Consider the following 11,532-nt stretch of genomic DNA (forward strand, 5'->3'; position numbering starts at 1 on the left):
GCGCTGGTAGTGCCTCAGCCATTTCAATCAATGTCGTCGGCGATGTCGGGCAGTTTGCCCAGCAGAACGGCGTCGGCACTGGCTGCGCGATAGAATACCGCCGGTTTGCCGATGGGGGCTTCGATTTCGACCCAGCCACCCTGATGGTGCTCACCGCTCCAGATATGGATCCACTGGTCCGGCGGCAGATAGAGCTTGCGGCTGGTCGCGCCCTGTTCATAGACCGGAGCCACCAGCAGATCGCGGCCAAACAGATATTCATACATGACATCATAGGAGAGGGCGTCGTCCTCGTAATGCATGAACAGCGGCCGCTGAACCGGCATGCCGGTGAGGGTGTTTTCCTTGACCGCAGATTTGATATAGGGCTTCAGGTGGGTGAAGATCCGGGTCATGCGGGCGAGATGCAGCAGGGTTTCGGCATCGCTGTCGAACTGGTGGTTGTCGGCAGGGCGGTTGCCTTCATGGGTGCGCATCATCGGGGTGAAGGCGGCCATTTCCGCCCAACGCATGAACAGCTCCCTGTCCCGCTTCATGCCGTGCAGGGTGGTGTAGCCGCCGATATCGGAATGGTGGATACCGTTGCCAAGAAGACCTGAAGACAGGGCGCCGTTGATCACCGACGGCATGCCGTCATCGATGTTCCAGTTGACGCACTGGTCGCCCGCCCACAACGTGTGGCAATAGCGCTGGATGCCGGTGTAGCCGGCGCGCATGAAAAACAGGATCTCGTCGGTCTTGCCTGCTTCCTCGATGGCTTCGTGGTTGATCTTGGCCCAGCGACGCGGCCAGTCGTTATGCTCGATCTCGGCAGACTTGCCATTGGCAAGCGAGCAGTCGGTCGGCAGATATTCGCCAAAGTCGGCCATCCAGCCATCAAGGCCGAAGTCGATCATGTTGGTCTTGATGACTCCCTTGTACCATTCGCAGGCTTCCGGTTTTGTGAAATCGACAACGCCGCAATAGAATTCGCCGAAGTCTACGACATATTTGGAGCCATCGGCGCGGGTGGCCAGATAGCCTTTGGCTGCGGCTTCCTTGTAGAGCGGGAAGTCTTCCAGCACATAGGGGTTGATGTAGCCAAGGAAGCGGATGCCCTCGTGCTTCAATTCATGGATCTTGGTGTTGAGGTCGGGATAGAGGTCGGGGTTCCACTGCCAGTCCCACTGCAGCCGCTTGCCGAAGGAAGTCATCTTGATTCCCTGCCAGTCCTGACACCAGGCACCAGCCACCTTGACACCCGCTGCGCGGGCCTTCTGCAGCTTCTCGAGGGTGATGGCGGTGCCGCCCTGAATGCCAAGAATGACACCATCCAGAACCCAGTCGGGCAATTCCGGCTGGGTGCCGAAGACGCCGGTGATGTTGTGAACAAGCGCCGGGAAGCTCTCTTCGCTGTCAAACAGCAGATAGTCCGGTATTGCCCAGCATTGCAGCTCGTGGAAAGCGGCGTTGCGGAAGTCGAAATCTGCATAGGCCGTGGTCTGCAAATGCACGAAATAGCGTTCCGACGAGACAAAGCTCGGCTGCGGATAGTTGGTGTTGTAATAGTCGCCGCCAGCGCGGTCTTTGACATCCGCCTGCCAGGTCACATAGGTGGACTTGTTGCGGCCAACCCCCGGCTCTGACGTCCAGAGGGGGAAATTGTGCCCCCTGAGATTGAAATAGGTGAGCTGTTCGCCGCAGCCGTAAATCTTTTCGTCCTTGTCTGCGTCAAGGCGCAACCAGATGCGGTTGAGCCCTTCGCGGGCATCGAGGAAATCAATGCGGAGGCGTCCTTCCGGGGTCTCGCAGGCAAGAAGGGCAATCTGCAGCTCGCCCTCGTAGCGGAACTCGATGCGAACGGCCTGATCTTCGCTCTTGAGCGCAAAGCAGCGCAGGGCGATGCGTTCGACGACATAGTCCCTGATGTCGAAGTTGCCGCGATACATGTCGAATACGCCGTTGCCCATGCCAACAAACAGGCATGGTTCGCAGTGGCTGTGGCGCAGCAGGACATGGCCTTTGTGCGAGAGCACGAAACCGGATTCGGATCTTTCGAATTTCATGAGATTTTCCCTCGATCTGATCTTGTGAATTCGGAAAGCGCGATCAGAATTCAGAAGAGCAGCAGTTGGAGGACTGGCAAGATGGCAGGGACGGGAAGGGGTGCCAGGCACCCCTTCAGAGTTGGGGTTATTTCTCTGCGGTTGCGAATTCGGCGTCGAGCCTGGTTTCGCAGGCCTTGATTTCGCTCTCGAAGCGATCAAGCCAAGCCTTGCCTTCGTCGCCTGCGGTCTTGATGAAGAAGTCTTTCACAGGAGCCGTGGCGTCCTGGAAGGCTTTCTTCTCTGCCGGGGTTGGCGTGTAGATGGTGCCGCCAGCCTTGCGGAAGGTCTCATAGGCGTCAAATTCCTTCCATTTCGGATAGACGCGGAGGAACTGGTTCTGGGCGGCAATGCCGTCGATGACCACCCGTTTCAGCTCTTCGGGGAAGGAATTGAAGCGTTCGTTGTTCATCACCCAGACGCCGCCCATGTAGGCGTGACCGTCGAGGATGATGTATTTGAGGCTCTCCTCGAATTTCATGGTGGTGATATCGACGATGCCGTTCTTGGTGCCGTCAACAACGCCGGTGGACAGCGCCGTATAGACTTCCGGCCAGGAAATCGGGGTCGGAGCGCCGCCAAGCGACTTGACCAGTTCCTGCTGGATCGGTGCAGGCACGGTGCGGATCTTGAGGCCCTTGATGTCTTCGGGCGTCTTGATCTGTTTGGTGGTGGTAGCAAAGTTGCGCCAGCCACCGGAGTTGGACACCATCATCAGGCGCAGGTTGCCCGTTGTTTCCAATACGTGTTTCCGCACGTCAGCAAGGAAATCCTCATTGTCATAGACGCATTCGGCCACACGGTCATCACGCAGCATGTAGGGCAGATCGAATGCGCCAACCGGGCCCCAATAGTTGGCCAGTTCCGGAATGGTGGTCTGGAAATAGTCGAAGATGCCGGACTGTACGCCCGAGAGGCACTCACGGGCATTGCCGCAGAGCTGTCCGCTCGGGAAGATCTCGACTTCGATGGCACCGTTGGAATGGTTTTCGACGAAATTCTTGAACACCAGCAGCGACTGATGATTGTAGCTGTCCGGGTTGGTCACATGGGGGACCGTCAGCTTGTAGTCTGCGGCTTGCGCTGCGGCGGAAAGGAAACCTGCGGTCAACAGGGACAGTCCGAGTGCCTTGATAGTCATGAGTTACCTCCACTGGTAAGTTTTTCGTCGGCAATGCTTCCTCTGGTCATTGCCGACCTCCTCCAAAAAAGCCCGCTCACATCATGCCAAGCAGTTTCGGCAAGCCGATAACGAGTGGCGGGAAGAACGAAATCAGAAAGATCACAACGGCTTCAGCCAACAGGAACGGGATGATCGCCTTTGAGATTTTCTGCAGGGGGACGCCGGACACGCCGGACGCCACGAAGAGCACGAGGCCCATCGGCGGGGTCGCCAGCCCGATGGACAGGTTGACCACCATGACGACACCGAAATGGATCGGGTCGACGCCGACATTGGTCATGATCGGGGCCAGAATGGGCGCAAAGATCAGGATCGCCGGACCAGCATCAAGGAACATGCCCACGACGAACAGGAACAGGTTCATGATGAAGAACAGCACATAGGGATCATCGGAGACCGAATAGAAGAAAGTGGTGATGTGCTTGGCAACACCCGAAAGCGAGATGGCCGAAGCAAAGCCACTGGCGGCTGCCACGATGATCAGGATGGCACCGGCGTTGATGGCGATGCGCATGAACATCGGGAACACATCCTTGAGCTTGAGGATGCGCATGATGAACACCGACAGGATGAAGGCATAGAACACCGCAACGGCGGCAGCCTCGGTCGGCGTGAAGATACCGCCATAGATGCCGCCCAGAATGATGACCGGGGTCAACAGCGGAAGGATGGCCGCCTTGAAGGCTGCGCTGCGTTCGGCTCGCGGGGCGCGTTCGAACTGTTCGACGGCCGGGTATTTCTTGATCTGCCAGCGGTTGATGATCATCAGGGCGACGCACAGGATGAGCCCGGGCACGATACCGGACATGAACATGGCGGCAACCGAGGTGTTCATGACGAAGGCATAGATCAGCATGATGCCGCTGGGTGGAATGATGGTGCCCAGAACGGTCGCCGCTGCGGTGATCGCCGCCGCATAGGTGCGGTCATATTTATAGCGCTCCATCTCCGGGATCATCATGTTGCCGATGGCAGAGGTTGCCGCAACCGATGAGCCAGTGAGGGCACCGAACAGGGTGGCCGAAATGATCACCACATGACCGAGACCGCCGCGCATGTGCTGGACCATCTTCTGGGAGAAACTGATGATGCGTGTGGTGATGCCGCCATTGACCATGAACTCGCCAGCCAGCATGAAGAAGGGCAGCGCCAGCAGCAGAAAGTTGTCCATCCCCGCATAGAGGCGTTGGTAGAGCAGGTTCATGAACAGAACCTTGTCCGCCTGCAGAAGTGCAATTGCCGGAGACAGGCCAAGTGCGAACAGCACCGGCACGCCGACGATCAGAAGGATCAGGAAATAAACGGCAAAGATAGGAGAAACCATAACTATTTTCCTTGTTTACGTCCTTGCCGTTCAGGCTTTGGGCGCGTCTTCAGCAGGGGTGTAATGGAAAAACTGGCGCAGCTCGGAGATGATCTTCTGCACGGCCGACAACAGGGTGATGGCCATCAGAAGCGGCGGAGCGATGTAGATGACATTCATCTTGATTGGCAGACTATCCGCATGGCTGTTGCCGCGCAGGAAGAAATCATAGCCGAACTTTATCCAGACCAGGAAGGTCAGGATGGCAAGAATATGAATGACGACCATCAGCAGATGGCGGGTGCGTGTGCCGTGCAGGGCGTCGAGCAGGAAGGTCATGGCGATATTCTTGTCCTGCAGATAAATCAGCGGCAGGCAGAGATAGGTCATGTAGATCATCAGAAAGCGCGAGGCTTCGTCGGTCCAGCTCAGGGGCATGTTCAGGATGTAGCGGAAAAGGACCTGCAGCAGGACGACGATGGTCATGATGACCAGCATCAGGCCGCCGACCCAGCTGCCGAACCTGCTCAGAGGCGAATTGATGGTGTTGAGGCCTTTTTCGAGTGTTGCCAACATGGTTGCAATTCCTGTTTTGAAGAAACCCGGACGATGGGCGCTGGCGGATCGGTCCGCCAGACGCGTTGGCAGTGTCAGGTCAGCTCAACCACTTCGATGCCGAGGCGTTTGGCGATCGCACGCATGACCGGGCGATGGTCGCCATAGGTCAGGGCGGTGTGGTGCTCGAGGCCTTCGGAAATCATGCGGTCAAGGAACTCTGCAACCGGGATGTCTGGTTTGGCGGTGCCGGCGGTGCCGGAAAACGCCAGAGGTGCCTTGATCATCTCGGCACCAGCCAGAACAAGGCGCAGCTTCTCATGGCCCTGCGAGAAGCGGGCGATGGTGATCCGTCCCGGCTTCAGGGCAAATTCCGACAACAGCGGCAGTTTGCGGTTGGAATGGATGGTGCCCTGGATCGGCTGGTCCCGGTCGGCCATGTCGATGGGAGCCTGACCGCAATGCCAGAAGACGACGGTATCGTCATGGGTGTTGACGTCGACCAGGTCGGTGTTGAAGACACTGCCGCCTGATGCATTCTGCAGAACGAGGGAGGTAAGGACGCCGAGCATGTCGGCTTCGCAGCCGCCGGGGGTGCGGTCTTCGTTGAGCAGGGCGAGGGCCCCGCAGGCTGCGCAGCCATATTCGGTGAAGAAGTCCGGCCAGCACCGGACGGCAACGCCCTTGTAACCCTTGGTGTCGGCTTCCTGGCGCAGCTTGGAATAGACCTTGAGGGTCTTGCGGGTTGCGTCCTGATCGAGGTCGGCCAGATTGGGGAAGTCCTTGGCGCGGCGTTCGTAGGGAGCGTCGGCTACCGAATCAGGCAATGCCTTGACTTCGCCGATGAAGTCGAGAATCGGCGTCTGGTCCACTTCGACACCGAAGGCCGCCTTGAGCTGGTCTGCCTTGAAGTTGCAGGCGTCAAAGCCGTCGGGATGATGGCCGACAAGCTTGATTCTGGCTCCCTTGAGATCGGAAACCACGGCACCGGCACGGGCCAGCACCATCAGTTGCTCCTGCGCTGCCAGACTGTCGGGGTTATCGTGGATATAGTCGATGGCCAGATCGTTGCGGCTCAGCGCGTGGCTGGCGAGGTTGACACCGCAGAAGGAGTTGAGGCGCAAGCGTCCGCCTGTGCGGGCTTCGGGGAAAGACCACATGACGAGCGGCGCGTCAATCTGTTTGCCCAGTTCCACGGTCATGGTTGCATCGGTAAAGGTGACCTGCAACAGCAGCAGCATGTCGAGCTTTTGCTTCTTGAGGTCCGGCAGGGCCGAGAGTACGGCGTCGGCGTCAAACAGCAATTCCGGCTTGCCGATAAGTTCCATGTCAAGCTTTTCAAGGGCTTGCCAGGCTTTGGCAAGAATTTCTTCCGCATAGGGAACATCAAAAGTCGGTCTGCCGAGAGCGACAACACCAACGCATGGTTTTTGAACGGACATCTTTTACCTCCACAATCCCGTCAGCCGCGTTGTCTAAGGTCCATTCGATGGCGCGCTCAGACTCGATACCTCCCAATATCGATGCTGTCAGGAATTTCGTTACTGATCACAATAAGTCGATAAACGATCATGAACCATAAGTAATATTACTTAAAAATGATTATTTCACACAAAAAAGATCATAAATGAGACCGCAAATGTTTGTTTTTTTACATTTACGATCACTTGATATGTCGCCTTTGTGCCGAGGTGAGCATTTGCAACCCTACATTTGAGCGTTCGCGCTTAAAACTATACTTGTTGCGATCCATAAAAGTGCGCATGTCTGGCGATTTCCGCAAGGTGCAATTCCGGCCGAACCTGACCAAGGTGATGTGGCTGGCCGCTTGGCGAAGCTGCTTAAATCTTTCCTAACAGAAGCGGGGTAAGCTTCGGAACCTGACAAGGCGGGACATTATGGCCTTGGATCATCATCCGGCGAGCCAGAGGAGGCGAACATTCGGTCACTTGTTGCTCCGGCATTGCATTGGTCCGGCCACTCGTCTGGCCATCCGGCGAGCCATCCAGCCTCAGATGCGGGTGACGAACAGACGATCCGTGAAGATACGGCTCTGGGTGCCTTCGAGCATCTGCTCGTCTATATACTCTGTTTTACGCTGACGGTCGTACCGTTGGTGCTGCATTTTGTCAGCCCGATCCTTGCCATTGCCAGCCAGATTCTGCTGACAACGGGCGTTGCACTGTTCTTTACACCTTATGCGCCGCTCGTCGTGGTGTTCTCGCTGCTGTTCCAGAATCTCTTCATCTCGATGCTCTCGGGCTATCTGGTGACCAAGGACGACTATAACTTCGTACGCGGCTACAATTTCTTCACGATCGCGATTCTCTGGCTGTGGTTGTTCGGGCATTATGTCATGAACTGGCGTACGATGAGCCAACAGATCAACCGGATCATGCTGGTGTGTCTCGTCGGTTTTGGTCTGATTGGCGTCTATTTCCTGCTTGGAATGGCCAAGAACCCTGCCGCAGCGATTGTCTATCTGCGCAACATCATCACGCCGCTGCTGATTTTCCAGATTTTCTTTCTGGCGACCCTCAAGCGCCAGCTGCCAATGGTGCCGTTTTTCACGATCCTTTCGGTCATCGTGATCGTGATGGGCTATATTGAAATGTCGGATCGTCGGTTGTGGCTGGATCTGACCAACGGCTGGACCTTGTGGGAGTTTTCCAACCGGGAGGCGATGCTCAATCTGGTTGCCGACAAGTCGGCCCGGACAACGGGGCAGTTCATCACGGGGATTCTCGATCTGATGAAGGTCCAGTTTCTGAACACGCCGCTTCTGGGCGATTTCAAGCTGATAATCCTCCGCATGAACGGTCCCAATGGTCATGCGATCAGCTACTCCTATGTGCTGATGTTCCTTTGTATTCTGATGCTGACCAACCGGCGCTGGTATCTGGCGGTTCTGATGGTGCCGCTGTTGCTGATGGCCAGTGCCAAGGGGGCGCTGGTCATGGGTATGTTGGCCTTTTGTGCTCTGGTTGCCCGGCGGTTGTTCGGGGCTGTCTTTGCGCTGGTTTCCCTGGTCGGTGTGCTGCTTGCCTATATTGCCCTTGGCATCGTGACGGGATTGCAGATCGGTGACTTCCACGTGCTCGGTTTCATGGGGGGGGTCTATAATTTCCTGTCTAATCCGGTCGGCGAGGGCATGGGGGCCGTTGGCAACCTGTTGACCAATTTCAATAAGCTCGACTGGTCGGCCTATCAGCATGCGGGCCGGACGCCGGTTGCCATGGAAAGTGCTGTCGGCGTGTTGCTGCAGCAGATGGGGGTTGCCACGTTCGGTCTGATTGCCGTTTACATCTGGATCGCCTTCCAGACCTACAGGGTTTCCTTCGTCAGTCGCGTCAATCTGCACTCGATCGCCTGCTTCATCACTCTGGTCGCTGTTGTGAATGGCATATTTCAGGAAGAGGCGATCTTTTCACCTTTGGCCCTGGGGCTGATTATGGGGCTCAATGGTTATATTCTGGGTATGGCAAATAAAACCAGAAATCCATCATGAATATAAATTGTATAATTCCTGACAAATCGGAAATTCAACTTCCTATAATTGGCATGTATTATTCTTATTAATTCTATAGTTTTAGATTTATTTTTGTTTGATTTTGTTTATTAACATTATTAACTTCTGCGTGTCGTAATACCTGCCGATAGTTCGATCGGGGTTTGGACATGCTTTCTTTTTTCAACAATCTCAGACTTTCAATCCGAATCGCCATTCTGGCGTTGATTCCTCTGGGCGCCGTGGTGGCTGTCGGGATTTCGGATCTGATCAGGGAAAGACACAAGACGGCAGTTGCACAATCCATTGCCGATGTGGTTGCTCTGGCGCCGGTGATTTCTGGTCTGGTGCATGAACTGCAGAAGGAACGTGGGACGTCTGCCGGGTTTATAGGATCCAAGGGGGCCAAATTTGCGGACCAGATTGGCGGGCGCCGCTCTGACACGGATCAGGCCTTGCGGGTCTTCCGGGACCGGATTCCCGAACCGAAGGGGCATCTCGACTTTGCCGGTTTCCGTGATCCGTTCGACAAGGCGGTCAGCGAACTGGCCCGGCTTGAGACCGTGCGGTCCACTGTCGACAGCTTTTCCCTCTCCGTGCCGCAGATGGCCGGATATTATACGCCGCTAATCGCCGAGTTGCTGACCATGGTGGAGAGCGTGTCTCTCGTCAGTGACAATGGTAGCCTCGTGCGGCAGCTGGTTTCCTATAATGCCTTCCTGCAAGCCAAGGAGCGGGCCGGCATCGAGCGGGCGATGGGGGCAACCGGATTTGGCGCAGGCACCTTTGCCGAGCCGGTCTATCGAAATTTTGTCGGTCTGGAGGCCATGCAACGCTCCTATCTGTCTGTCTTTGCCCGGTTTGGTCATCAACAGGCGCTGGACGCCTGGAAACAGGTTGCTGCTGGCAAGGAGCAGGCGGTTGTCGATGAAATGCGGGCTGTTGCCAACAAGGCCCCGTTCGGAGGGGAAGTGGCCTCGGTCACAGGACCTCAGTGGTTTGCAGCTAGCACGGCGCGCATTGATCAGATGAAACAGATCGAAGATCGTATCGCGGAAGGCATTCTCAATACGGCGATGGAGCAGACTGATCATGCCAAGGGTGAGTTCTGGCTCATTCTGGGCCTGTTGCTCGCCTTGTCTGTCGTCGTCGTCTGTCTCTCGATCCTCATAGCCCGTTCCATCACAGTGCCTCTCTTTGGTCTTGCCGACAACATGCGGTATCTGGCGCAGAATGACACCAACGTGGCGATCAAGGGCATGCGGCGCAAGGATGAAGTCGGGACAATGGCGCGAGCGGTCGATGTCTTCCGGCAGAATGCGGTCGAGCGTTTGCGGCTCGAAGCTGCCCAGCAGTCCGAACGTGTTCGGGAAAGGCAGCGCCAGAGCCAGCTGGAGGGGCTGGTTGCCAACTTCAGGTCTGTCATTGATCAGACATTGCGGTCTGTGGATGGGCAGGCCGAAACGATGAAGGGGTCGGCGCGAACCTTGTCTGGTGTTGCCAACAAGGCTTCTGGCGAGGCCAATCTTTCCGAACAGGCATCCGAGCAGGCTTCGGCCAACGTTCAGGCGGTTGCCGGCGCGACAGATCAGATGGTGAATTCTGTACGGGAAGTGCGAGGCCGCGCGTTCCACGCCAACCAGATGGTTCACAAGGCGACTGAAATTGCAGCGGCGACCAACACGGATGTCGGGTCGCTGGCGGATGCCGCCGAGCGAATCGGTACGGTGGTGGGGCTTATCCGGGACATTGCAGATCAAACCAACTTGCTGGCGTTGAACGCAACCATTGAGGCCGCCCGCGCAGGGGAGATGGGCAAGGGCTTTGCCGTTGTGGCAGCTGAAGTGAAGGAGTTGGCCAGTCAGACCTCCAGGGCTACGGAGGAGATTGGAGCCCAGATCAGTGGCGTTCAGCAGTTGACCGAGAATGCTGTGAAGTCGATCGCCCACATTTCCGAGACTGTGGGGGAGATCGCGGAGATTACGGCTTCTATTGCCGCTGCCGTGGAAGAGCAAGAGGCGTCGACGCAGGAGATTGCCGGATCGATCCAACTGGCGTCACACGATGTCAACAAGGCACGGACCAGTGCCCATGGGGCTTCCGATGTGATTGAAGAAACAGCGGGAGAGGCTCGGACCGTTGAGCAGGCGGCCGATCTGCTCACTGGCGCGGCGACGAAACTGGGGCAGGATGTCGAGTGCTTCCTTGAAAGTGTCGCTCGCGATGTTGAAGAACGCCGGGCAGACCTAAAGGCCAAGATGATGCAGCTGACGATCCTTCAAAGTGATGGGCATCGTACAGAGGGGACCATTTCCTCCTTGTCTGCTAGTGGCTGTTCGATCCTTACGGTGGGAAGGCTGGTTGAGGGGCAGGCTGTCGAGCTGGAATTTGCCGATGGCCAACGAGTGGCCGCCGCGGTGGATGCAGTTCGTGATGGCACCTTGACCATGCGGTTTGTTCATGAGTGCGATGAGATCGGGTGGCTGCAGAGCGCATGACGAATTCGAATGATCTGAAGAACAGGGCGATTGCAGCGGAAGGCAGCAATCGCCCTGTTGCCGTTTTGTGAACACTCTGATCTGCCCCCTGGTGCCTTCCGCAGTGCGTCTTTCTGAATCTTGTCAAAAAGACCGAAAATCTTCCCAAAAGTGACTATTCCAAGGGGTGTTAAAAACCTAAAGCTTTGTAATTGTTGTATATTTTGTGTGTTTGGGGATTTCTTATGAAGGATGTCATAAAAATGTATTTTATTGTTTGACTTGGTTAGGGAGTGGGTCTATAAGTCCGTTCATCGACAGCGGCGGCGCTGCTGGCGGCGGGGCGGTTCGCCTCAAAATTTGGAATTTGGCGAGTGATTAGGTGCTTGCTTTGAGTTCTGAGAAAAGGCTTTTGGTCTTTT

General features: G+C 56.3%; 7 protein-coding genes. 2 read left to right on the forward strand and 5 right to left on the reverse strand.

Annotated features, from left to right (window positions below):
• Positions 1-23 precede the first annotated feature (23 nt).
• The 5 genes from DSL70_RS03830 to DSL70_RS03850 form a co-directional block, all read right to left on the reverse strand.
• Positions 24-2,045, reverse strand: a complete 2,022-nt coding sequence (locus tag DSL70_RS03830; protein ID WP_119306528.1) for an alpha-glucosidase — start codon at positions 2,043-2,045, stop codon at positions 24-26.
• A 127-nt stretch (positions 2,046-2,172) separates the two neighbouring features.
• Positions 2,173-3,225 (reverse strand): TRAP transporter substrate-binding protein, encoded by a 1,053-nt coding sequence (locus DSL70_RS03835; protein ID WP_119306529.1) that lies wholly within the window; start codon positions 3,223-3,225, stop codon positions 2,173-2,175.
• 76 nt (positions 3,226-3,301) lie between these two features.
• Complete coding sequence (locus tag DSL70_RS03840; protein ID WP_119306530.1) at positions 3,302-4,591, reverse strand: TRAP transporter large permease; 1,290 nt, start codon at positions 4,589-4,591, stop codon at positions 3,302-3,304.
• A gap of 30 nt (positions 4,592-4,621) precedes the next feature.
• Positions 4,622-5,146 carry a TRAP transporter small permease gene (locus DSL70_RS03845; RefSeq protein WP_119306531.1) on the reverse strand — a complete coding sequence of 175 codons (525 nt, stop codon included), beginning with the start codon at positions 5,144-5,146 and terminating at the stop codon, positions 4,622-4,624.
• A gap of 74 nt (positions 5,147-5,220) precedes the next feature.
• The gene (locus DSL70_RS03850; protein ID WP_119306532.1) at positions 5,221-6,567 is read right to left on the reverse strand and encodes an L-fucose/L-arabinose isomerase family protein; all 1,347 of its coding nucleotides are present in this window, start codon (positions 6,565-6,567) and stop codon (positions 5,221-5,223) included.
• A gap of 521 nt (positions 6,568-7,088) precedes the next feature.
• Here DSL70_RS03850 and DSL70_RS03855 point away from each other — a divergent pair.
• Together DSL70_RS03855 and DSL70_RS03860 are read left to right on the forward strand one after the other, a co-directional pair.
• Positions 7,089-8,633 carry a hypothetical protein gene (locus DSL70_RS03855; RefSeq protein ID WP_119306533.1) on the forward strand — a complete coding sequence of 515 codons (1,545 nt, stop codon included), beginning with the start codon at positions 7,089-7,091 and terminating at the stop codon, positions 8,631-8,633.
• A 170-nt stretch (positions 8,634-8,803) separates the two neighbouring features.
• Positions 8,804-11,131, forward strand: coding sequence for a methyl-accepting chemotaxis protein (locus DSL70_RS03860; protein WP_119306534.1), 2,328 nt, complete (start codon positions 8,804-8,806; stop codon positions 11,129-11,131).
• Positions 11,132-11,532: the final 401 nt, after the last annotated feature.

It is taken from the genome of Cohaesibacter haloalkalitolerans (assembly GCF_003574655.1).
In the GTDB taxonomy this organism is placed as follows: domain Bacteria; phylum Pseudomonadota; class Alphaproteobacteria; order Rhizobiales; family Cohaesibacteraceae; genus Cohaesibacter; species Cohaesibacter haloalkalitolerans.

Excerpts from the sequence above, each read along its gene's own strand:
- DSL70_RS03830 (WP_119306528.1), bottom strand. The coding sequence starts at position 2,045 with ATGAAATTCGAAAGATCCGAATCCGGTTTCGTGCTCTCGCACAAAGGC.
- DSL70_RS03835 (WP_119306529.1), bottom strand. The coding sequence starts at position 3,225 with ATGACTATCAAGGCACTCGGACTGTCCCTGTTGACCGCAGGTTTCCTT.
- DSL70_RS03840 (WP_119306530.1), bottom strand. The coding sequence starts at position 4,591 with ATGGTTTCTCCTATCTTTGCCGTTTATTTCCTGATCCTTCTGATCGTC.
- DSL70_RS03845 (WP_119306531.1), bottom strand. The coding sequence starts at position 5,146 with ATGTTGGCAACACTCGAAAAAGGCCTCAACACCATCAATTCGCCTCTG.
- DSL70_RS03850 (WP_119306532.1), bottom strand. The coding sequence starts at position 6,567 with ATGTCCGTTCAAAAACCATGCGTTGGTGTTGTCGCTCTCGGCAGACCG.
- DSL70_RS03860 (WP_119306534.1), top strand. The coding sequence starts at position 8,804 with ATGCTTTCTTTTTTCAACAATCTCAGACTTTCAATCCGAATCGCCATT.